Origin of the sequence: Apilactobacillus quenuiae (assembly GCF_002994005.1) — a bacterium.
GTDB lineage: Bacteria > Bacillota > Bacilli > Lactobacillales > Lactobacillaceae > Apilactobacillus > Apilactobacillus quenuiae.
Genome location: NZ_POSN01000003.1, coordinates 96,663 through 121,184, shown reverse-complemented (window position 1 = coordinate 121,184; position 24,522 = coordinate 96,663). Strand labels below are relative to the sequence as shown.

General features: G+C 27.5%; 21 protein-coding genes. 14 read left to right on the top strand and 7 right to left on the bottom strand.

Features of this window, described 5'->3' with window-relative positions; genetic code table 11:
* Positions 1-609 precede the first annotated feature (609 nt).
* The 3 genes from C7N44_RS04720 to C7N44_RS04710 are packed head-to-tail and all read left to right on the top strand — an operon-like array spanning position 610 to position 5,233.
* Positions 610-2,148: a Ppx/GppA phosphatase family protein gene (locus C7N44_RS04720; protein ID WP_105956764.1), complete on the top strand. Its 1,539-nt coding sequence runs from the start codon at positions 610-612 to the stop codon at positions 2,146-2,148.
* Positions 2,145-4,280, top strand: a complete 2,136-nt coding sequence (locus C7N44_RS04715) for an RNA degradosome polyphosphate kinase (protein WP_105956763.1) — start codon at positions 2,145-2,147, stop codon at positions 4,278-4,280. The genes C7N44_RS04720 and C7N44_RS04715 overlap by 4 nt, the downstream gene beginning before the upstream one ends.
* Positions 4,281-4,282: 2 nt before the next feature.
* The gene (locus tag C7N44_RS04710) at positions 4,283-5,233 is read left to right on the top strand and encodes a Ppx/GppA family phosphatase (RefSeq protein ID WP_105956762.1); all 951 of its coding nucleotides are present in this window, start codon (positions 4,283-4,285) and stop codon (positions 5,231-5,233) included.
* Positions 5,234-5,271: 38 nt separating this feature from the next.
* Here the strand turns inward: C7N44_RS04710 and C7N44_RS04705 are convergent, their stop codons facing one another.
* From C7N44_RS04705 to C7N44_RS04690, 4 genes are all read right to left on the bottom strand, one after another.
* Positions 5,272-5,727 carry a hypothetical protein gene (locus C7N44_RS04705; protein ID WP_105956761.1) on the bottom strand — a complete coding sequence of 152 codons (456 nt, stop codon included), beginning with the start codon at positions 5,725-5,727 and terminating at the stop codon, positions 5,272-5,274.
* A gap of 72 nt (positions 5,728-5,799) precedes the next feature.
* Positions 5,800-6,699, bottom strand: coding sequence for a metal ABC transporter solute-binding protein, Zn/Mn family (locus tag C7N44_RS04700; RefSeq protein WP_105956760.1), 900 nt, complete (start codon positions 6,697-6,699; stop codon positions 5,800-5,802).
* 91 nt (positions 6,700-6,790) lie between these two features.
* Positions 6,791-7,072 carry an ArsR/SmtB family transcription factor gene (locus tag C7N44_RS04695; RefSeq protein ID WP_105956759.1) on the bottom strand — a complete coding sequence of 94 codons (282 nt, stop codon included), beginning with the start codon at positions 7,070-7,072 and terminating at the stop codon, positions 6,791-6,793.
* Between the two features lie 17 nt (positions 7,073-7,089).
* Positions 7,090-7,581: a hypothetical protein gene (locus C7N44_RS04690; RefSeq protein ID WP_105956758.1), complete on the bottom strand. Its 492-nt coding sequence runs from the start codon at positions 7,579-7,581 to the stop codon at positions 7,090-7,092.
* Between the two features lie 95 nt (positions 7,582-7,676).
* Here C7N44_RS04690 and C7N44_RS04685 point away from each other — a divergent pair, with 95 nt between their 5' ends.
* Together C7N44_RS04685 and C7N44_RS04680 are read left to right on the top strand one after the other, a co-directional pair.
* Complete coding sequence (locus tag C7N44_RS04685; protein WP_105956757.1) at positions 7,677-8,390, top strand: glycerophosphodiester phosphodiesterase family protein; 714 nt, start codon at positions 7,677-7,679, stop codon at positions 8,388-8,390.
* 67 nt (positions 8,391-8,457) lie between these two features.
* Positions 8,458-9,150 carry a GPP34 family phosphoprotein gene (locus C7N44_RS04680; RefSeq protein ID WP_157945046.1) on the top strand — a complete coding sequence of 231 codons (693 nt, stop codon included), beginning with the start codon at positions 8,458-8,460 and terminating at the stop codon, positions 9,148-9,150.
* Between the two features lie 30 nt (positions 9,151-9,180).
* Here C7N44_RS04680 and C7N44_RS04675 read toward each other — a convergent pair whose 3' ends face one another.
* The 3 genes from C7N44_RS04675 to C7N44_RS04665 form a co-directional block, all read right to left on the bottom strand.
* The gene (locus C7N44_RS04675) at positions 9,181-9,612 is read right to left on the bottom strand and encodes an ACT domain-containing protein (RefSeq protein ID WP_105956996.1); all 432 of its coding nucleotides are present in this window, start codon (positions 9,610-9,612) and stop codon (positions 9,181-9,183) included.
* Between the two features lie 94 nt (positions 9,613-9,706).
* Positions 9,707-10,081, bottom strand: coding sequence for an aggregation-promoting factor C-terminal-like domain-containing protein (locus tag C7N44_RS04670; protein ID WP_225362946.1), 375 nt, complete (start codon positions 10,079-10,081; stop codon positions 9,707-9,709).
* A 218-nt stretch (positions 10,082-10,299) separates the two neighbouring features.
* Positions 10,300-11,751 carry a catalase gene (locus tag C7N44_RS04665; protein WP_105956754.1) on the bottom strand — a complete coding sequence of 484 codons (1,452 nt, stop codon included), beginning with the start codon at positions 11,749-11,751 and terminating at the stop codon, positions 10,300-10,302.
* A 601-nt stretch (positions 11,752-12,352) separates the two neighbouring features.
* Here C7N44_RS04665 and rlmH point away from each other — a divergent pair.
* From rlmH to C7N44_RS04615, 9 genes are all read left to right on the top strand, one after another.
* Positions 12,353-12,832 carry a 23S rRNA (pseudouridine(1915)-N(3))-methyltransferase RlmH gene (rlmH, locus tag C7N44_RS04660; protein ID WP_105956753.1) on the top strand — a complete coding sequence of 160 codons (480 nt, stop codon included), beginning with the start codon at positions 12,353-12,355 and terminating at the stop codon, positions 12,830-12,832.
* A 79-nt stretch (positions 12,833-12,911) separates the two neighbouring features.
* A complete protein-coding gene (locus tag C7N44_RS04655; protein ID WP_105956752.1) occupies positions 12,912-13,784 on the top strand; it encodes a hypothetical protein in 873 nt (290 codons plus the stop codon).
* A 414-nt stretch (positions 13,785-14,198) separates the two neighbouring features.
* Positions 14,199-15,341 (top strand): IS256 family transposase, encoded by a 1,143-nt coding sequence (locus C7N44_RS04650; RefSeq protein WP_105956751.1) that lies wholly within the window; start codon positions 14,199-14,201, stop codon positions 15,339-15,341.
* A 134-nt stretch (positions 15,342-15,475) separates the two neighbouring features.
* The gene (locus C7N44_RS04645) at positions 15,476-16,267 is read left to right on the top strand and encodes a WxL domain-containing protein (RefSeq protein ID WP_105956750.1); all 792 of its coding nucleotides are present in this window, start codon (positions 15,476-15,478) and stop codon (positions 16,265-16,267) included.
* A gap of 102 nt (positions 16,268-16,369) precedes the next feature.
* Entirely contained in the window at positions 16,370-17,407 is a 1,038-nt protein-coding gene (locus C7N44_RS04640) for a DUF916 domain-containing protein (protein ID WP_105956749.1), read from the top strand.
* A 299-nt stretch (positions 17,408-17,706) separates the two neighbouring features.
* Positions 17,707-18,603 (top strand): WxL protein peptidoglycan domain-containing protein, encoded by an 897-nt coding sequence (locus tag C7N44_RS04630; RefSeq protein WP_157945045.1) that lies wholly within the window; start codon positions 17,707-17,709, stop codon positions 18,601-18,603.
* Between the two features lie 4 nt (positions 18,604-18,607).
* The gene (locus C7N44_RS04625; RefSeq protein WP_157945044.1) at positions 18,608-21,139 is read left to right on the top strand and encodes a lectin-like domain-containing protein; all 2,532 of its coding nucleotides are present in this window, start codon (positions 18,608-18,610) and stop codon (positions 21,137-21,139) included.
* Between the two features lie 438 nt (positions 21,140-21,577).
* Positions 21,578-21,766 carry a hypothetical protein gene (locus C7N44_RS04620; RefSeq protein WP_105956745.1) on the top strand — a complete coding sequence of 63 codons (189 nt, stop codon included), beginning with the start codon at positions 21,578-21,580 and terminating at the stop codon, positions 21,764-21,766.
* Between the two features lie 409 nt (positions 21,767-22,175).
* Positions 22,176-24,434 (top strand): BspA family leucine-rich repeat surface protein, encoded by a 2,259-nt coding sequence (locus C7N44_RS04615; protein ID WP_105956744.1) that lies wholly within the window; start codon positions 22,176-22,178, stop codon positions 24,432-24,434.
* The last annotated feature ends 88 nt before the right edge of the window (positions 24,435-24,522 follow it).

Genomic DNA, 24,522 nt, shown 5'->3' with positions numbered 1-24,522 from the left:
ACGTATTTAATAATTAGATTTATCTTACAAGCATTATTTATTAATGGCAATTGATGTAACATAACCTTAATCATAATGAAAAATATTTTTACTTACATAAATTATTTTTTCAGTTATGTTATTTACGTAACACTAATGTAAAGAAGAATTCTGAAAATTGATAATAAAACAGTAGTAAAAAGCTTTAATAATGAATTATTTATGAATGAAAATTTTTCAAATTTAGATGTTTTAATGAAAAATGATTATCTTCAACATAGTTTGTAAGTTAAAAAGCGGTAAAAAGGTTAGATTGAATTCATTAAAGCACTTTTAATATAATTGATGTTATTAATATTATTTCTACTTATAAGTATGTTTATTTATTTTTTTATGTATATTAAAAAAGACTATATTAATAGGCTTTGCGATACTTATCATTTTAAAAATAAATTATTAGAACCTCTGAGTATTATTGACAAAAATGTTGAAAATTTAAAAACAATTATTTTGACTCCATTGTTTTAATCGCTATTAGTCTTTTAATCAAGGATAATCTATTTTTTATATAATCTTAAAAATAATATGATAAAATATATTGTATATTTAGCAGTAATAGGAGGATTATAGATGCCAAACGAATATAATTTTTCAGCGGTAATAGTGATGGGGTCTCAAAATATTTATGTGCAAATTGTTGATATTAATCATGCATCATTAATTGAAAATGCTCATTATGATATTGATTTAGGAGAAGATGTGTTCTCTGATCGCTTCATTGCTGGTGATACAGTGAATGAAATTGTTTCTTCATTAGAAGTTGTAAAAAATTTATTACTGGATTATCAGGTATCTGATTATCAATTTTTTGCAACTAATGCATTCCATGAAGCACGTAATTCTGAATTTGTGCGTGATCAGCTACAGAAGAGAACTAATTTTGAAATTAATTGGATTAGTCAAAGTCAAGAATCTTTATATCGAAATTTAGCCACTAATTTTTATTTGAAAGATTTTAAAAAGATTGTTAAAAGTAATACCTTATTAATCGATATTAGTTCAGGAAATATTGAACTAATGGGATATAGAAATGGAAATTTTATGTACTCTAAAACTTTGAACTTAGGTCCTTTAAGAGTTTATGAAGCTATGAGTGATGTAAAACCGGATATTTCTAATTTTAATGAAGTCCTTCATGATTATATTGATAGTCAATTGTTAGAATTTGTTAGGTTATTACCTAATATTGAATCAACTAAGAATGTTATTTTATTAGGTTCTTCTGTTGCCATTTTGAAACTACTTTTTGGAACTTACAAAGATACTGATAAATTAACGATGGATGATTTTGATAATCTATACCACAAGATGCGCCGAGTAAATAATCAAGAACTAACTCGTCGTTATAAAATAGACGAAAATGATTTATCACAAGTTGTGCCATTAGTTACAATTATTCATGAATTATTAGATAGATTATCTGTGAAAAAAATCTGGTTATCTAGTTTAAAGTTTATTGATGGTTTAACTTGTGAATTAATTGAAGATAAACAAGAGAATAATATTAAACAGATGTTAAATAACCAGACGTTAGTTTCGGCCAGAAACATGGCCAAGCAATATAATGTTGAACCTAATCATCAAGCTATGGTTGAAAAATTTGCTTTAAAACTTTTTGATGGCTTAGAAGATATTCATGGATTAGATGATCGTCAAAGATTATTATTACAGGTTTCATCAATTGTTGATGATGTTGGAAATTTTGTAAACAGCTATAATCATTATACCCATTCTGAATATGTAATTAAGAACTCAGAAATCCTAGGTTTATCTAACATTGAATTAATAATGGTTGCGATGATTTCTAGATATCATGATCATTCGGCAACTGCATCGATATTTAAAATGTTAGATAAGCTTAGCATTTCAGATCGAATGGTTGTTATTAAGTTGGCAGCAATTTTAAGAATTGCTGATTCACTAGATGCTAGTCGATTACAAAAAATTAGGACTATTGATATTAATTTGGATGATCCAACTAAGTTAATTATTTATGTAACTACTGATGATGAACTGACATTAGAAAGCCTTAATTTAAAGAGAAAAGGTGCTTTTTTTGAATCGGTATTTGGTATCAAACCTATTTTAAAAGGAGAAATTAGACAATGAGTTTCAACAAACCTGAATACTTTAATAGTCGCGAATTAAGTTGGGTTGATTTTGATAAAAGAGTACTTGAAGAAGCCAATGATTCGACTAATCCATTATTAGAAAGGCTGAGATTTCTTGGGATTACCCAAAGTAATCTTGATGAATTTTTTAATATTAGAGTTGCTTCGCTGCATAAATTAATTTCGGTAGGTTATGACGGAACTGATTCAGCCGGCTTAACTGCTGCTGATCAGTTAAGTGGTATTTCACATAAAGTTCATGAATTAGTTAGAAATCAATATTCAATCCTATTTAATGATTTGTTACCTAAACTTTCACGTGAAAATATTAATGTCTTAAAAATAAGTCAAGTTAATCAACGACAAAGAAACTTTTTAGATGAATACTTCCATCAAAATCTTTATCCAGTATTAACTCCATTAGCTGTTGATTCATCAAGGCCATTTCCTTTCTTAGCTAATAATACTTTGAATATTGGTTTAATGATTACTAAAAATGATGATATAAAAGATGAATCATTTGCTACAGTTCAAGTTCCGGATGCTTGTCCAAGAGTTATTAAACTGCCAGGAGCAGAAAATGATTTTATTTTATTAGAAGAAGTCATTAAATATTTCATAAATGAACTGTTTGTTGGCTATCGAGCTCATGATATGGCTTGCTTTAGAATTACACGTGATATGGATGTTGAAGCTGATGAAGATACATCTGATTTAATGAAAGAAATTAAGCAAGACTTAAGAAAACGTGAATTTGGACCAGTAATGCGTTTGGAAGTTGAAGCCGGAATGAGCCATCAAATTTTAGATTTATTGTTAAGTGAATATAAAATCGATAAAGAAGGCTTATATGTAGTTGATGGTCCAATTGATTTAAATTGTGTTAATAAGCTAATTAAACAAGTTAATGGTCATAAAGACTTGTTATTTGAAAAATTCATACCATATATGCCCAAAGTATTGCGTAACCAAACGATGTTTGAGGCCATTTCTAAGAATGATATTTTTGTTAGTCATCCTTATGATTCATTCCAACCTGTTATGGATTTCATTAGTCAAGCAGCGCATGATAAACAAACTTTAGCTATTAAAATGACCATTTATCGAGTTTCTGCTAAATCACCAATCATTAAAGCACTTAAAGAAGCTGCACGAAATGGTAAGCAAGTTACTGTTTTAGTCGAATTAAAAGCACGTTTTGATGAGGCTAATAATTTACATTGGGCTGATGAATTAGAACGAGTTGGCTGTCATGTTATTTATGGACTGGTAGGATTAAAAGTTCATTGCAAACTGGCAATGGTTGTTAGACAAGAAGAGAATGGTATTAAACGTTACATGCATATGGGAACTGGTAACTATAATGATGTTACTGCTAAGCTTTATACCGATATGGGTGTATTTACTTGTAATCAACAAATGGGAGTAGATGCTACTAACATTTTTAATATGTTATCTGGTTTTTCTCAACCCCCATATTTCAATGAATTATCAATTTCTCCCGATGGTATTCGCAATTATTTGATGCATATGACGGACAAAGAAATTGAAAACGTAAAAATGGGTAAAAAGGGACTAATTCAAATGCAAATGAATTCTTTATCTGATACCCAGATGATTGAAAAATTATATGAAGCCAGTGCTGCTGGAGTAGAAATTCATTTAATTGTTAGAGGAATTTGTAATCTACGAGTAGGAATTCCAGGAGTGTCCGATAATATTACGGTTCATTCAATTGTTGGTCAATTGTTGGAACATCGTCGTTTCTATTATTTCTATGCTGATGGGGATGAAAAAGTATTCTTATCAAGCGCTGATTTAATGAATCGAAATTTAAGTCGTCGTGTAGAATTAATGTTTCCAGTATTAAATAATTATATTAGAGAACACTTAATTAACGTTTACAAAATCTTATGGAATGATAATGTTAAATCTAGACAATTACATTCTGATGATACTTGGACACACGTTAGAAATGACAAGAAACCTTTGAATTCACAAAAGTATATGATTGATAATCGTAAAAAAATATCCGATAATTTATTTAAAAAGTTATTCCCTAAGAAGCATATTAATCAGCAAAAAACAAAATTTACTCCAATGCGTAAACCCAATGAAAGGAAGCGTTAATTTTGCAACATTTAGCAGTAATTGATTTAGGTTCTAATTCAGTAAGATTAGCTGTTACGGAAATTAAAGAAGACGGTTCATTTAAGAACATTGTTGAAAGAAAAGAACCAGTAAGGCTTTCTGAAAATATTGGATCTGAAATGATATTAAAACAACCGGCAATTGATCGAACTATTAGCACTTTGAAGTCATTTAAAGAAGATTTCAAAGATTTAGAGAATGTTCATTTAAGAGCAATGGCAACTGCTGCTACTAGAATGGCAAAGAATCAAAAAGATTTTTTAGAAGAGGTTAAGGATAAAACTGATATCGATTTAGAAGTGATTCCAGGAACAACTGAAGCATATTATGATTATTTAGGAGTTATTAACTCCTTACCAGTGGTCAATGGGATTATCATGGATACAGGTGGTGCTAGTACTGAATTGGTATTAATTCAAAATAGACAAGCTGTTAATATGATTAGTTTACCATTTGGTTCCGTAACCCTTTCAGAAGGAAATATTGATCCTGATGTGCCAACTGCTGGTCAGATGTTTAAAACACTGGATTATCTAAATGAAATTTTTAATGATATTTGGTGGTTATCACGAGGAACTAATTTACCAATTATTGGTTTAGGTGGTTCAAACCGCACATTAGCTAAGATTAAGCGTCGTCGTGATAAAGATCGTAAACATTGGGATGACATTCATGGCTTTCATTTATCTAATCGCGAAGCTAAAGATATTTTCTTAATGTTATTAAATGATACTCTAGAAGAACGTAAATTAGTTCCAGGTGTTGCTAAAGAACGTGCTGATATTATTGTTGGAGGTCTTTGTCCGGCCATGGAAATGATGAGAAGATTAAATTCTGATCGAATGATTTTTGGTAAACAAGGCTTAAGATACGGTGTTCTTTATGAACATTTAGACAATTTAAGAAGTTCTGGCAAAATCAAGCAAGAATAGTAAATAAAAAGAAGCAACTTTTAAAAAGTTGCTTCTTTTTATTTTTCATGTTGTTCCTTAACGTGTTCAGAAATATTTTGATAAAAACGTTTTTCCAAATCAGATTTACCAGAACTCTTAAATGCTTGCCAACTACCTACTAAATCAATACTAAATAGCACAATTCCATCGGGAACTAAGAATTCTTTATCAAGAGTTTCTTTTAAATCCTTTGCGATTTCTTTAGTGCGATCTAATACTTCGAATTCGTTTTCATCAATGAATGATGATTCAAATTCTTTTTGATATTTATTTAGAAAATTGCTCATAACATCATTTAGTTCATCATTGTATTTTTCAATAAATTGTCTTTTTCCATCTTTATATGTGTGATATTTATCATCAGCTAGAAAAGATAACTTAAACCACTCTGTATTACCATCTCTGGATTCAATATAGGTTAAGTCGGGATCATTAAATTCATTGAACATTTCTTTAACTAACGCAATTGCCATATTGTTCGAACCTCTTAACTTAAAATATCTTATATTAATATATCTATATTATATACTAATATTTTAAGTTATTTACTTCAAACGGTTATTTTTTTGTATTTTCAATACTTGATCATATTGGTTGTCCATCCATTTAATATAATTACTCATATTTACTGGCTTGGTTTCAGTAACATATACAATAGGCAATTTATTCTTTTTGGCTAGGTTAGCTAAGTTAGTGACAATTTTACTGTTAACTTGTTTGTTTACTACAAAGAATGCTAGCTTATGATGAATAATATCATTTTGTAATTGCCGGATGTCGGCAGGAGCAGGATCATTGCCTTTTTCAATTGCTTCCTCAAAGCTTTTATCTGCGATTGAGTAGCCTAATTTATCTAATGAATAGTCAAAAACTGGTTCTGAAACGGCAACTGGTTTATCAATTTTACTCTTCTTAATATTGTTGATTTTATCTTCAACTGGTTTTAATTTATTAACATAATCTTTAGCATTTTGTTCAAATGCTTTTTTATTTTGTGGTTGTAATTTACCAAATTGATTAGCTAGCTCATATGCTAATTTTTTCATAGTATCAATGTTGTACCAAATGTGAGGGTTATCACCGCTATTTTTTCCCATTAACTTTCCAACATTAACTTTTGTAATATCTTTATTGTTGCTAGTTAGATTTTCAGCCCAGCTATCATAGCCTAAACCATTTGATACCATCACATTAGTTTTAGAAACATTTCTGGCATCACTACTTTTAGGTTCAAAATCATGTGGATCAATATTGGGATTATTAATGATAGATGTTACCGAACCATGATTTCCTAGAACATCTTTAGCAACTTCACCATAAAAGTTTAATGAAGTGGTCACATTAATGTTTCTTTTAGGATTATTAGTTTTGTTTGAACATCCAGTAATAAGTAATAGAATACTACTGATTATTAAAAATATGCTTATCTTTTTTAGGTTATTCATATGTTCCTCCGTAAAATAAAAATATCTCTTTTTGTTATATATATCAAATATATTTATATAACAAAAAGAGATATATGTCAATTAATAATATTTAATCATTAATATGAATTTTTAAAGTTATTAATAATTGATAAACATGTTCATCGCTAAGTTGATAGATTCTTTCTTTACCATCTTTAGTACTAAAAACTAAGTTAGCATCTGCTAATATTTTTAAATGCCTAGAAATGTTGGGTTGAGATATATTAAAAATATTAATTAAATTGGAAACGTTACTACTTTTATGTTCAACTAAATAATATAGCATTTTAATTCTTGTTGAATTATCTAATGCCTTAGTAATCATATGTAGTTTTTTGTCGTTAATATTCATTATTTCCTCCAATTAAATTATTGTTTTCCTAATCGATTAATCTTAGCGCTTAGTTTTTCTTCACGATCGTCTGAAGCACGATACATAACTTGTGCATAGCCAGCAATAATTACTATTAAAGATAATACACTGAATAGTGGCAATGTTAGATGCCATCTAAAAGCATCAAAAACTGTTTTGATAGAAACAATTGAATCTAACATACAAGCAAATGAAATATATGCCCAAGCAGTAGATTGATTGGAAATATCATAAAATTTTTTGAAACGTTCAGCATCCTCTTTGGAGTTACCACTGCTTTTAACAATATTTCTTAAGCGGTTTCTTTCAAGTATAATTTTTAGGGGTGGTATCATCCATAGTCCAGTTCTAATAGCTTTAAATTTTTTGGATGAATTTTCAGCTTTATGAATTTCATTTATTTGGGCAGACATATCCAAAACACCTTGAAACAAACAAAAAACAAACATTATGTATCCAGCTATGAAACTGATAATTGCATAAATCATAGTATCCTCCTAATAAAAAATTTGTTAATATTATTATAACATTCTATAAATTGATTATTTGCAAAATTCTAAAATAGATTTATCATTAAAAGTAAATGAATTTATATAGGGGGGTGGTTATCTTGAAGACTTTGATTTTCGGGCATCGTGGATTTCCTGCTGAATATCCAGAAAATTCAATTCAGGGATTTCGATATGCTATTAATCATCATATTGATGGTATTGAATTTGATGTGCATTTAACAAAAGATAATATTCCAGTAATAATTCATGATGAAAAAATTAATCGAACCACTGATGGTCGTGGCTTTGTTAAAGATTATAATTTAGATGAACTTCGACAGTTTTCTTTGGATAACTATGAACCTATTCCGACTTTAAGCGAATTACTAGATTTGGTTGAAAACAAGGATATTTATCTAAACTTAGAATTTAAAACTAATAAAATTCATTATCGTGGAATTGAAAATATTGTGATTAAAATGATGGGTGAATATCATTTGTGTCATCCAGTTATTTATTCATCATTTAATATGGATTCTTTAAAGATTGCCCAAAAGTTGGATAATAGCCAAAAGTTTTGCTTTTTATCAGTAAGAAAAATTAAGCATCCGCAAATGTTTATGCAAAAACATCATCTTGACTCACTACATTTGAAATTCTTTCAAGAAGAAATTGAGAATCAAGAACTAATATTTACTGTTAATCACATTTTACGTTTGCGCTTTTTATTAAAGAAACACATAAAAGGACTATTCACCAATAATTTTGAGCGTGCTAATAAAATAAAAAATGAAATACAAAGCTAGCAAATATTACTGCAAAAGTTATGTTTAAATGGTAAAATATTGCTATTCTTTTCACGGAGGCTACATCATGGCACTTACAACTGCTGAAATGTATTTTTTGATTACTAGTAAATCAAAAGATAGTAGAGTAATGTTAAAAAATATTCGTTCACGTGCATACCTAGTCGATAGCTGTTTGATAGATTTAGCAGCTGCAGATGTTATTAGTATAGGTGAGGATAATAAGATTCAAATTTCTAATAATTTACCACATCAATTGTACTTCTTAAATTCATTTATGGATTTAATTGAGAGAAATAAGGATTCTGATGTTGATACAGTTATTGCTAAATTATTGCAAAATATAGATGTGATGAAACATACCTATATGGCATTAGGCGAACAATTTGCTGAGTATGGACACGTAGTTGAAAAGAAGAAAGGTCTTCTACACAAAGTTAGAACTTTTGTTCCTAAGCATCAAACTAACCAAGAAATTATTGATCATATTGCTAGCCAGATGTTAGGAACGGCACCTATGTCAGTTAATGTTTTTTGTTTAACTGAAATATTGAATGTAAGTCGTCAACTTAAACTATGTTTTCGTAATCGTGAACGTCGTGCAATTATCAAAAGAATGAATCTTTTAGAAACACATGATGAATATTTACAAATTCAAAAATTAATTCGTGATTTTGGTGATCATATGCAAAAAGTTTCAACTTTAGTTGCTAAAGAATCACCAGCTTCATATAATACAAAATCACAAACAATCATATAAAAAATAGAAATCCGTTTGGATTTCTATTTTTTACTCTATAGTAATTAATCTAACTTTACTTGTATCCTTAAATTGTCTTATTTTATTCATCATTTCATCAACTGAAATATTCATTTTATTGATGTCCAAGGAAATTACTACATTGGCCATATTATTTATAGGAATATTTTGATTAATGGTTAAAATATTAGCATTAGTTTTTGAAATTCTATTTAGTACTTCAGATAAGATACCACTTTTATGATTTAATAAAAATGAAATTACAGCCTTACGTTGTTGATTGTTTTCAGCTTCATATACAAAGTCTTTATATTTATAATAACTGGCACGACTAATACCAACTTTTTTGACGGCTTCACTAACATTTTTAACTTTACCGGTACTTAATAATTTTCTTGCATTTATTACTCGACTAAAAGACTCCGGTAATAGTGATTTATCAACTATATAATAATTGTTGATACTTAACACCTCAAAACTTTTATTTATTAAAACTATTTTATCACTATTTCAAAAAAAGCTCACCAACTTAATAGTCGATGAGCTTTTTTTGATTTTAATACCAATGATGTGTTTGCCAGAAATGTTTAGCATTTGTCCATGTACCATAACGGCTTTTAACATAACGATTAGCAGTTAATTCTTGATTCTTATGTGAATAGTTACCATGTAAGTAACCAATACTTAATTGGAACTTACCATAACAGCTACCATTTCTTGCATAGTATCTGTTAGTTGATTCATGAAATGAAACCCAACGTCTAGCAGCAACTTGTGATTTTGATAAACCTTTTTCAGCAACTGTTTGCCAGTTAGTAGCAGCTTGAGCATTATTTTGGTTGTTAGTTGATAGGTTAAACGCAAATAATAAAGCAAATGTACCTAACGCGATTACTGTGTATTTAATAATTGATTTTTTAAGACTATTCAAAATATAACATTTCTCCTTGTATTAAATTATTTAAAATTTATTTCGTTCGTTTAATTTATATTTATAACTATACATGGGAAATGTATCAGTAACGTTATTAGATAATTACAGTTATATTATTTAATATTACAATTCTGACATATTGTGTACAAAAGTATCATACATATGCATAAAAAAAGATTGCCATATCGGCAATCTTCAAAAATATTTATGTTTATTTAGTCTTCTTTGGTAATTTCATCCATGTCTAAACCAAGAGCTTTAGCTACACGAATACCATAATCATGGTCTGCCTTGTAGAACATACGAGTTTCTAAGACTTTGTTTTCATGACTCTTAATTGTACCTAAAGTATTCTTAAGAGTTTCAATTAGACGATCTTTTTCAGCATCAGAGTATACATTGTATAAAGCACCAACTTGTGAGTATGGATCATCATCGTAAGTCTTGTAATTTCCAGCTTCACCATCTACCTTGTAAGGCTTAATTTTTGCATGTGGATCTTCTGTTGGACCATTTTCACCATTAGGTTCGTAATTTACATCACCATTTTGTCCTTGTGCCATGAATCCATCACGAGCATAATTATGAACTTCATTCTTAGGACGATTGATAGGTAACTTTTCGTAGTTTGCTCCAAGACGATATCTTTCAGCATCTTTGTAAGCAAATAAACGACCTTGCAATAATTTATCCATTGATGGTTCAATTCCTGGAACCATATTGGCAGGTGAGAAAGCAGCTTCTTCAACATCGTCAAAGTAGTTAGCTGGATTTTCATTTAATGTAAATTCACCGATTTCTTTAAGTGGATAGTCTTTGTGTGAAATGGTCTTGGTAACATCAAAAATATCATATTTGTAATTTAAACCTTCTTCATAAGGAATAATTTGAACACAAACTTTCCATTTAGGATAGTCACCTTTTTTAATACGATCATATAAATCTTGGATTAAGTAATCAGTGTTTTCTGAAGCAGTTTTGTTAGCTTGTGCTTCAGTCATATTCTTAACACCTTGTTCGGAGATGAAATGATATTTAACCCAGCAAGGTTTACCATCTTCATTGACCCACTTGAATGTATGTGATCCATATCCATTCATATTAGCATAGCTAGCTGGATTACCACGATCACCCATTAAATATGTTACTTGGTGTAATGATTCAGGTGAGTGTGCCCAGAAATCCCATTGCATATCTTGTGATCTTAGGTGAGTAGCAGGATCGCGTTTTTGTGAATGAATAAAGTCAGGGAACTTTAATGGATCATTAACAAAGAAAATAGGAGTATTATTACCAACAATATCGTAATTTCCTTGTTTAGTGTAGAACTTCATTGAAAATCCACGGACATCACGAAGGGTATCTGGATATCCCATTTCACCAGCAACTTCAGAAAATCTGATAGTCATTGGAGTTTCTTTACCTTTACCATTAAATAAATCAGCTTTGGTGTATTCACTCATATCACGAGTTAATTTAAATACACCCTTTGCACCAGCACCCTTAGCATGAACAACACGTTCAGGGATACGTTCACGGTTAAAGTGAGCCAACTTTTCAATTAATTGATAGTCTTGTAATAAAACAGGTCCACGATTACCAGCAGTTAATGAATGGTTATTATCTGCCCAGGGTTGGCCTTCATCTGTGGTTAATTTATCAGTCATAAAATATTTCCTCCTTATCACTTTTACTACAAATATATTATTGTATATATATTATTAATAAACAAATAAAAGGGCTTAATTTTGATAAACATTTAATAGCTAAATTTAAATTATTGATGTTACCATACCAATTGATGTAAAAAATTGTACTTTTGGTTAATATAATAATTATTGATATAATGTTAAATTAATATATAAAATACCGAACATTAAGTATTATCATGAGCAATTAATTTGTGAAATTATTTTGACTTATATTTCACAAATTAAGAATGACATTATAAATATGTTAAATATAATTATTTGATATAATGTTTTTTACTGTTATAAAAGGGATTGATACGTATTTTATTTTTTATGTTAATGATTTTAATTTGCTTGTGGATAACTCTGTGGATAAAAATGTTCCACGAAAAAATATCAGTATTGTATCGTTGATATAATAGTGATTAATAGCTGTTACACAAAAAAATAATTAGTAACAGCTTGTGGATAACTCTGTGGATAGTCTTGACATTTAACTAACCATAATGGTGGTATACAAAAAAATATTTAACACTAAATATGGTACGAACATATATTCGAAAGGAAAATTTCACAAATGAATATTAAATTAGTTGTTGTGGGAAAATTAAAAGAAAAGTACTTTAAAGCTGGAATTGCCGAGTACGCTAAGCGTTTATCACGTTTTTGTAAATTTCGGATTATTGAAGTTCCAGATGAGAAAGCTCCAGAATCACTTAGTCAATCACAAATGGATAATGTGATGGATAAGGAAGGAGATCGCATTCTTGCTAAAATTTCAGATCGTGAATACGTCTATGCTTTAGCCATTTTAGGTAAAGAGAGAACTTCTGAAGAATTTGCAAAAGAATTAGATAAGTTAACTACATATGGTAATTCAGATATTACTTTTGTGATTGGAGGATCACTGGGATTATCACCCAAAGTTTTAAAAAGAGCTGATACCCAAATTTCTTTTGGAAAGTTTACTTTGCCTCATCAATTAATGCGCTTAGTCTTAACTGAACAAGTTTATCGAGCATTTATGATTAATGAAGGTAGTCCGTACCATAAGTGATGAGGTTTTTGTAATTTAATATTGTTTATAAAGGTATAACTAATTCGTGTTAAACTTATCTTTAAAGGAGATGAATTCAATGGTTCAAAGAGCAATTAATACTGAGAATAATGAGGAAGTTGATGCAAATACTGCTTATGAATTATATTATCCAGAAAATAAATATAACTATAAATGCTTGGATAGTAAATGTGATATACCTTTAACTTTGTACACTTCTCCTAAAAATAATTTATATCATTTTACTGAAAGTCACCATAATAGTCCACATATTAAAGAATGTCTATCAGTATTAGAAGAACAATTATCTAAAAATCATAATAATAATAAAATAAATGGAATTAAAAAAATGTCCTCATTAATTCCAAAGGACAATATAGTTCTTACATCTAGGACTATTAAAAAAGGTAAATCAAAACGTAAGATAACAAAAAGTAATGGGACAAAAAATATAAAAAATAAATCTAATAAAACCCATATATCTTCTATGCAGACTTTATTGGACAGAATTCATTTTGGATCTATTCGAAAGGATTATATTGTACCTGTTCATTTTGAATATGATGATATAAGAAATAATGCTAATGGTAAAGATGGACAGAGAAAAGTTGAAGAATTAATAAAAGAACTTGATGATAATTTTAAATTGACAGAAAGTAGATTTTATTATTTTAAATTTGTAGCTTTTGTGGATAAATATCCTACATTTTATAAAATAAGTTCTGCTAAGTCTGATGAAAATGGTAGTAGACTTGTCACATTTATTAATGCTGAAGATAAGAGTTTATCAAGGACTTCTCTGGGAAAACAACTAGAACAATTATCTAAGAAAAAGTATCCAGAATTAATTTTTGCAGCTGGAGATGTTATTTATAATAAGAAACACAAATCATATAATTTAAATAAAGAGTTCTTTTCTTCTGCAAGGACTTTTTACATTCCAAAATGGTAATATTTATAAATAATTTTTTAAGAGTAGTTTTATAAATGAACTACTCTCTTTTTATAAACTAAATACAAATATTAATACATAATCATCACTATCATAACCAGACAATAAAAAGCCAATCAGCTACTAATAATAGTTGATTGGCTTTTTTCTTACTTTATATTTTTTGTAATTAGTCTATATGCTTAATGTATAAATGCTATACGGGAACACAAATTTATTCTTTGTATATTTTGTGACGAGATATCGGAATGTATCTTAGTTTTTCAAAGAAATATAAATACATATGTAAGTATTAGGATATATGGGTGTTTAAATAAAATTGTGTAAATAGATAATATGTGATTGAAAACCATACCCTCCTAAAATAAAATAGCAAAGATGTGAACTTTTATTTAAGAAAGGTATGTTTATTCATTGGATAACTCAAGTTATAACGTAATTAAATATTTTGATAAAGAAATTGATGTGAGAGAAAGCCTTAGAAAAACATTAGAAGAAAATATTAATGAATATATGAAACATGAATTGAATCATTTTTTAGGGTATGAGAAATATAATCGTAGTGAATTAAAAAACTATAGAAACGGATCTTATAAACGAAAATTAGTTACACGATATGGTGTTCTTAATCTCACTATACCTAGAGATAGAAGAGGATTGTTTCAATCAAAAGTAATTCATGCTTATAAAAGAAGAACTTTAGATTTTGATAATATTATTACAAGTCTTTATAAAAAAGGCATGAGTACTAGTGAAATTTCTGAAGAAATTAGGCAAATTTATAGAAAAAATTATACACCACAGACCATATCAAATATAAATAAAGTTTTTAATAAGAAAGTATTTTCTTTTAAAAATCGTCTTTTTAATGATAATTATGTTGTTGTATATCTAGATGCAACATATATTAAAGTTAGAAGAAAGAGAGTTCAAAAAGAAACAGTTTATCTTGCAATTGGGGTTAATTCTATGGGTCATAGAGAAGTACTTGGTTATTATACTTATTACAAAGAATCTTCAGATATTTGGGATAAATTTTTAAATAGCTTAAGGTCTAGAGGATTATCTAATGTTATTTTATTTGTTACAGATGGGCTAAATGGATTATCTAAAGTTATTAAGAAAAATTTTACTAATGCTCTTCATCAGAAATGCTTGATACATACTTCTAGATCAATTTTAAAAATAGTATCAAGAAAAGACAGAAAATTAATAATTAATGATTTCAATAAAATATATAGTATTGATAGCTATAATAATGGCAAAAACCTTCTTGAAAAGATTGTAGATGATTGGTCTTATAAATATAAAAAAATAGGTTCTATTCTTAATGAACATGAAGATCTTTTAAATTGGCTTTTGTTTCCATCTTCAATAAGAAGAAGTATTTATAGTAATAATATGATTGAGAGCTTTAATAAAAAATTAAAACGTCAAATTAAAAAAAGGGAACAATTCCCCAATATAAATTCATTTGAACGTGTTCTTATTAATGTAATATATGATTACAACAATAAAAACAGAAAACAAGTTAAGAATATTTTTAAACAAATTTAAAATGAATTTTTTATTAGATATTATCTATTTACACAAAATATTTGACACAAGCTAAAAAGGAGGTGATTGTTTTAAACTACATTAATTTTACATTAATAATCTATAAATAATTAACTAGTAAGGAGTGTATTTATATGTTAAAGAAAAAGAGAATAATGTCATATAGTGTCTTATTTTCTACTTTATTGGGATTAGGTTTATCTACAAACAATGTTATGGCTCATGCTGCTGATACTCACAGTACTAATGGTTCAGTTCCAGATACTAGTGTTTATAATAACGGTAGCCCTATTGACCCTAATAATAGTAAAAATAGTTCAACTGATTATGCTAAAAAGACTTCTAAAGCAAGTGTGAAAGTTGTAAATGGTTATCTAGTTTTAGAAGCAGTACCTGATTTTGATTTTGGTATTCAAACTGACAATAGTAGTGCTATGAGAGCAAACTTATTTGGTAATGGCTCAAGTAATGGTGAAATTGCGGTATCTGATAGTAGAAATGGAGGTAATAATAATTGGACTTTAAATGCTTCTCTTGGTAAGTTTACTTCACCTGATGCAGGATATACTGATAATAATGCAAATGCTGGGGATTGGACTTTAAACTTAAATAATACAAATTCTAAGAATAATCAGAATAACATTATTCAAACTAATCCTGTAAGTTTAAAGGGAAGCGATGATGGTAATTCTAATGCAAAGACAGTAATGCAATCAAGTCCTGGAAAAAACAAGGGTGAGACAACATTAGACTATGCAAGTAATAGTAGTCAAGCCACTCTTGATATGCCAGGTAATTTAAAAGTTGGTACTTATAATGCCCCCGTTTATTGGTCATTGGGAGCTGGATCAACTCCTGATCCAACACCTGGAACACCAACTAATACTCAAGCTCAACAAAAAACAACTAATACTCCAGGTCACTAAAACATATAGACCATCCACTTTAGTATAGTAGTTTTTTATCATTTCAAAATGGATATTAATAATATCCATTTTAATACATATTAAACGGAGAGAGCTATTTTTATGAACAAGTTGTCAAAGAAGAACTTTTTATTTCTAATTTTTTCACTAACACTATTTTCTTCATTAACTTTATTTTTTAACAAATCAAATGTCTATGCTACTAATGCACCTGCATTGGCATTAAAGCCTATATATCCTAATAATCAAATAGTTAAAAATGGAATGTTTTTTGTGGATACTAAGCCTGGAGATTTACAAAATTTAGACTTAAGCTTGATAAATTTATCCAATGAAAAACAAGATATGGTTATTTATCCAACTACTGCATATACCACTAATGGTGGGGCAATTAGTTTTGATAATACAAAAAAATTTCCCAAAGATTATAGTCTTAAATATAAATTTTCTGATTTAAGTATCAAAAAGAAGTATCGTGTTACTTTACAACCCAACAAAGCGACGACTGTGAAAATTCAAGTTCGTATACCTAAAAAACATTATAAAGGTATTATACTTGGATCTTTATATGTTAAGCCTAAATTAGACGAGTCATATTATAAACAAAACGGTGCAAGTATAACTAATAAATTTGCTGTTGCGATGCCTGTATATTTAAGAGATAGAAATATAAAAGTTGTACCTAAATTAACTTTGGGAAAAGTGGGATTTAAGCAACAAAACAGGAATGGAATTATTTATAGTCATCTTTACAATGAGAAACCAACTACATCTACTAATATTACAATGAGTAATAAAATTTATAGAAAAGGTGATTCTTCTCACATTTTAAGTAGTGCAAAAGAGACTGGTATGAGTTTAGCACCCAATTCTAATTTCACTTATGATAATTATGTAAATAGTAATCTAATGATTCCTGGAGTTTATCATATTCATATTGATGCAAAAGATGGCAATAATAATCATTGGAAAATCGATAAAGACTTTAATGTAAGCTTTGAACAGGCTCTTGAATATAATGCTAAAAAAATATGGTGGTGGTTAATAATAATAATATTACTATTAATTTTGATAATTTTGCTGATGTGTATAATATATAGGCAACATAAAAAACATAAAAATTTAGATAATAAGTATTAACTTTAAGATGATATAAATGTTTAAACTAAAATTTTTGATTATGTTATCAACGATCATTTTAATAATTAATAATTTTTATATTAATATTTTTGCAGATTATTATGATGATAGAAAATCTAGGATTATTACTAGGACAAATAAACCTCAACCAATGGTCAGAATTGAACCTAATTTAAATGACTTCTTTCCTCCAATAATAGACATCTGTAAAACAATAATAATTATTTTATTGATAATTGTTTTAATTTTATTATTAAAAATAATTATTAATAAGATAAAAAAATAGGAGGCATATGATAATGAAGAAGTCATGTTTTATGAAAAAAAATATTATTATTTTTATAATATTTTTTTGTATACTTTCTTTTAAGGTTAATGTTGGTGCTAAACAAAAAAATCATGTATCAGTTAAACCAATGTTAAGTGGACTTCCAATTATCAAAAATAGCCATTATTTTAATCTATCTGTTGAGCCAAATAAGCATTATGTTGTTTCATTAATGGTAACGAATAATACTAGTAAACAAGTGCTTTTTAAATCTGTTATTAGAAATGCAAGTACAACTGATAACGGTAACATAGTTTATAATAATTTAAACCATAATAATGACATGTTATTGTCTAATTTAATAGACAAAAATTTGAAATATAATACATTAAAGCCATTTACTCAAAAAGTTGTAAGTTATAATTTTTATACTAAAAGTAAATTGTTTTATGGAAGTAAACTTGGAGGCTTAATTACAACTTTTTATGATGTAGGACAAAAAAAAACAATAATGAATGAGGTTAGTTATATTAATGGCATTTCTTTAAATGAGAATAGTTTAAAACCTGATTTACAAAAATTATCCATTGGAAATTATTTATATTCTGACAAAAATCATGGATACATGATACAAATTAAAAATCCAAATAATATTTTATATAGATATTTAAGCTTTGATTTAAGAAGCAATGATGGTTTGTTAAAAAAATCTTTTTCTGGTGTTAATGTTGCCCCTAAAAGTAGTTTTTACTTAATTTTACCAAGCGATAATAAACACATATCATTAAAGAATATATCTATTATCGTTAATCATAAATTGAATCTAAACAAAGAACTTAGTAAATGTTCTTGGATGTCCTATAATCCACTAATCTTTACTATATTGATTATTATGTTGCTTGCTTTATTAATTATTATTTGGAGATGATAGTTTGAAATTTTGTAAGAATTTATTACCTTTTTTTCTATTTTTAGTATTTTTCTGTCTAAATTTAAATATTAAAAGTAATGCAGATGTAAACATTCCAGCACCACCTTCAGGTGGTCCATCAATGCAAGGTAATTTTAATGTTGTTGGTTCCAATGTTCCTAAACAAATATATGATAAATATGATAATGTCCAAATCATTACTAACGGTTCACGAAGAACTAAGCAGGCAATGTGGTGGAAAAACAAAGTTAATGTTAATAAGCCTTTTACAATTAAATTCTATGCTTATATTACAGCACCAGATTTAAATAATGTTGCTGATGGTATAACATTTTCATTACAAAATGATGATAGAAAACAGATTAATGATAATAATGGTAACCCTATTAAAAGTAATGCTATTGGTAATAATGGTGAGTCTATGGGTGCTTATGGTGATGTAAGAAGTAATGATTATTATGATGGAGACTATATAAAAAATGATTTTTCATATGAATTTGATCCATATTATAATGGTGACTATAGTGATAGAAATTTACAAGATGAATTTGGAAATCCAATAACAGGCCAACATACTGCATTTACTACAACAGATTCTACTGGTATTAATGGTCTAAGCGATTCATATGGTAATATTAATGGATTCAGCCAAAATCATTATGATGCTCATTCTTTATCAGACTGGCCTGGAATTTTACTTCCTAAATGGCATAAATTTATTTATAATTGGACACCAAATGGTGATGGGACAGCAACAGCTGATGTTCAGATTGATGATAGTAGTATTCATCAATCTCATGTAGTTGATATTAACCAAATATTAGGTGCTAACGATAATAACCCATATGTATGGTGGGGATTTACAGGTTCAACAGGATTATATACAATGATTTCTGCTATTGCTGATACTGCAGTTACGGGAGACCCTGGTATAACTAAATTGGCTTTAGATATATCGAATTTGTCAGATGATAAGAAGAAACAAATAAAAGACAATATAGATAATTCTAATCAATCAGAATTAACAAAGAAGGAATTAACGGATTGTATATATAATCCTAATTCATCATCTTCTGATGCAGATTTATCAAACATGCTTGTATCTTTAATTCCCTCAGAATATTTTTCAGCATCCGTTAAAAACGCTAATGTTGGTGATGTTATACTTTATAAAGTAAGTATTTATAATTATAAGACTATTGATGGAATTGGGAATGATTGGACTAATGTTAAGGTGGCTGATGATAATTTATCTGATAAAGGAATGACTTCGTTAGATAATCGGAACAATATTGATGCTACTTATGAAGATATTCCACCTATTGATATTAATTCTAGTAGTGATGTGCAACCATCTTCCGTTGGAATAAGAACAATAATTAATTCTAATAAAAATATTTCTAACCCAAGAAGTAACATAGTTGTTGCTAATGGAAGTAATTTTTATGGTGATAGTATTGAGGGAAATAATGCTAATCGTTCAAGTATAGCTAATGTATATGTTAATAAAACACCCCCGCCAATTAATAGTAGGATATTAGTGGATAATAAGATGACTAATTTTAATAAAAATGATTCATTGAAATCTGATAATCTTTCAGATGTATCTAGTTATAATTCTATTAAGTATAGTATTAATTTAAAAAATATTATTGATGGTTCTAAAACAAGAAATAATGGTACTTATAGTTTTTGGGTTCCAAGTTTAAATGAAAATAAAGCCAATATATTAGTCAATAATAAAAATATATCATCCAATTCTACTAATAGTTCACCTTACTATAAAATTAGTGATAATTATGATTATGATAATTCTATAGGAAATTCTTTGAATAAAGATCCTAATGATAGTAAAAGAAAACTTGTTACTATTTATAATTTACCACCTATTAGTGTTAATAATGATGTGAATATTTTAGCTACAATAAAACTAGATAATAAAAATCCAACATCATTTTCATCTACTCCTACATTTAATGAGGGAAGTAATTATTATACTGGTGAAAAAGAAAACTATAATTTTGATAATGGAAATTTATCATTTAATTATATAAATGATATTGATTATGGAATAAAGAGTAATTTTTATATAAATAGATTACTTTCTCCGGTAACTACAAAAAGACAAGATAATTATTATAATGTTGATAAAAATAAAGTTTATAATATGGCTCAAATTTATGACTCACGTAGGTATAAAATCCCTTATAGCGTGTATTTATCTCAGATACCGATAAATGATAGCTCAGTAAATGAAATTGGATCTAAAGAATCTCCATTTATTTTACATTATTTTAAAAATAATAATGACAATATTTTGAATCCAAATAGTGAACCTATAGACGTATTTAATAATAATGTAACTAATGATGATGATAATGATACTATTTATAATATAAATTGGGATAATCAAAATGAATTAAAATTAGGCAACAATACTAATTTTAATGAACATAATTATAGTATACAAAAAGGGACAACTGGTTATAATGCAGAATTAAATTGGAGTATTAAAGATAATGGTACTCCTTAGAAGCGTTATAATTTAAAAAATAATACGTAGAAAATACATTTTATTGTATTCAAAAATTAACATTATTAGGAAATATCATTGAAATAGGTTAAAGTAGTCTATACAATAAGTGATTCATCGGTTATTTATATAGAAAAAATTTATTAGTTTGATGTGTTAATTTATGATAAATAAAATAATTTTAGAAACAAGAATTAAAACCTAGACAAAAATATGAAAAAATATAGATGTGTCTCCAACGGTATTTGGATGGAACTTTCAAATAATATCTGGAATAATACTATCGATAAATAATATAAAAGAGTTATCTAGAATTGAGGTTGAGGGGGACACATAAGATATTGAATTATATTTTACAAATAAAGAGTCATAGTATATACAAGTAAAAGCAAAACAAAAAACGGTGGATAATAAAATAATAGTACAGCTTCTTTAGCTATGAATACATTAATTAATACTATTAATATAACAAAAGAATATTATTCTAAATTAGTTTATATAGCTAATTTTAGAAATCCATTAGGATTAAAAGAAAATATATTAAAAGCTAGTTGGCAACCAGATATGAATAATATATTTACTCAACCTTATAGTTCTGTAACTTTGGATGGAAAAATTTATAGATAGCAAAATTGAAAATGCTAAAAGTTAACTTAAAGCTCATGGCTATCTTTCTAGCAATAAATATTTTGATAAAACAATCTTTATATTTATACAGCTCTAGTTGATGAAATTAAGTATGTAAATAATGATTTGGCTAGTAGTGAAATTATTAAGAATTATGGAGTTAAATACATCTACTCTATAATTACTCAACATTTAATTGAAAAAGGTTAATTTTAATATTTGTTTTATATAATAAAATTCCTAGCTTATTTTATATGATTATTTCTTTAATAAATTAAAGCTAATTATCTATTTAATTAAATAATTATTGAGCATAATTATCCTTATAGTAATAAAAAAATGGTATATTCAAATTAATACATTTTAAAGAAATGTGGGAAAACAATGAATTTATTTAAGAAGGTATTAAATGTTAAATAAAAAATTATTAATTATCACTATATTATTATCTGGAATGCTTTCAACATTAACCATTATTGATGCTTCAGCTAATTCTGCCAATATGACTAATGATTCTGTTAATACTGATACCAATATTCATAAATGGGGTAATGGTCAATGGAACTATAACTCACAAACTAAAACACTTGTTGTTAGTGGTGAAATAAATCCGAATCATTTTGATAATGATTTAGAAAATGCTATTAGGAGTACGGTTGATGATCCAAGTGTAAATCCTAATGCTAGTTCTACTCATATAGATATTTCAAAAGCAACAGTAAATGGTCAACATATTAAAGGTCTTGGTGTTTGGGGAACTGCGCCACTTCTGATTACTGAAGATGATAAAGCATATGTTGGTAGTGGAAATTTAAATTATATGTTTGCTTATTCAAAACTATTTAAAGATATACCTACAGATGCTAATAACAATTATGAATACCAAAATGTGAAATCAATTAATTTGACAGATAAGGTAGTAGCTCCAGCTGACAGTCATGGATTATTTGTAACAAGCAATCCTGACTCTGATAAAGTTAATATTACATCTAATGAACTTTCTGAAATAAATGGACTATCAAATCTTGATACTTCTAATGTTACAAATATGTTTGCGATGTTTTACAATCTTTATAATTTAAAGAGTCTAGACTTATCACATTTTGATACTTCTAAGGTTAATGATATGAGTTTTATGTTTTATGTTTTACCTAATTTGAGATATTTGAATGTAAGTAGTTTTAACACTAGTAAAGTAAAAAATATGACGGCGATGTTTTACGAATTACTTAGTCTTGATAATTTAGATGTTTCAAATTTTGATACTTCAAGTAATAATAATAAATTCACTTATATGTTTTATCGAGGCTTATTTAAATCGCTTAATTTGGGAGGTAGTTTCAGTCTAAGTGGTAATTATGATCAGACAGGATTATTTTTTGATGGAGGTTATGATGGTAGTTATGATAATAACTATAGTAATTATGATCATTATTCTCCAAATTATCCATTAGGAGCACAACCAGAGAAAATTATATTAGGCTCTAATGTTGAAATTAATTCAAATTCTGGATTTGCACAATTACCAGTTCCAAGCAATGATTATACCGGCAAGTTTCTTGATTCTAATAATAAGATTTTTAGTAGCGATGAATTATCTGATGGTAAAAATCATTCGGGAACTTATTATGCGCAATTAACAGACAAAGCAGAGAGTCAATTAGGATATAATGATGCTATAAAATCTATGATTGGGCAAAAAGATATTGATCCTACTAAGTTTGTTTTGCCAGACATTAATGAAAAATCTAAAATATATAAAGATTCATTTAATAGTGGAGTTAGTGACTTTATTAGAGGAATTAATGATGCTAAAAAAGTATTTAATAAAGAAAAAGTGGATACTGATTTTTCAAATTCCGGATATAAAAACGGTTATGATTTTGCAACTAATTATTTAAAATTACATGATCATAATAATGGTGGTAATACCAATAACAACGATCATAATAACAGCGGTAATACCAATAACAACGATCATAATAACAGCGGTAATACCAATAATAATGATCATAATAATGGTGGTAATACCAATAATAATAATGATCATAATAACGGTGGTAATACCAACAATAACAATGATCATAATAACAGCGGTAATACCAATAATAATGATCATAATAACGGTGGCAATACCAACAATAATAGTGATCATAACAACAGTGACAGTACCAATAACATAATCAATAAAAAAACACTCATTGGGTCTAGAATTTATGCTATTAAAGGATTGAATCTATATAGTAAAAATTATTTTTCTCCTAAATATAAAATAATGCATTTTAGTTATAAAAAAAGAACTAATCGTCCTATGTTTAAGATACTGGGATATGTATTTTCATCTAAAGGAGATCTCAGATACAAAGTAGTTATGATTGACAGTAAAACTGGTCGTATTATGGGAAAACATAATATTGGTTATATTACCGCTAAAGATAATTATGTTGAACCTTTGTATTACTCTAAAGATGTTAGAAAAGTAAGAGTAATTGCCAATAAAATTATTTCTTATAGGAAACCAACTCTTAAACAAAAAATTAAGACTTTTAAAAAAGGTAAAATATTAATTGTTAAATCTGTAATAAAAAATGGTACAGTTTATAGACTAAAGTTGTCAGATCATTCATACATTACAGCTAATAAACGATTGGTAATTAAAGTACATTAAATATTAATTAAAAAACTCTCATGTTATCATAGACATGAGAATTCTTTATTGGTTTAATATATGTAAATCTTATTAAATATATAAATTA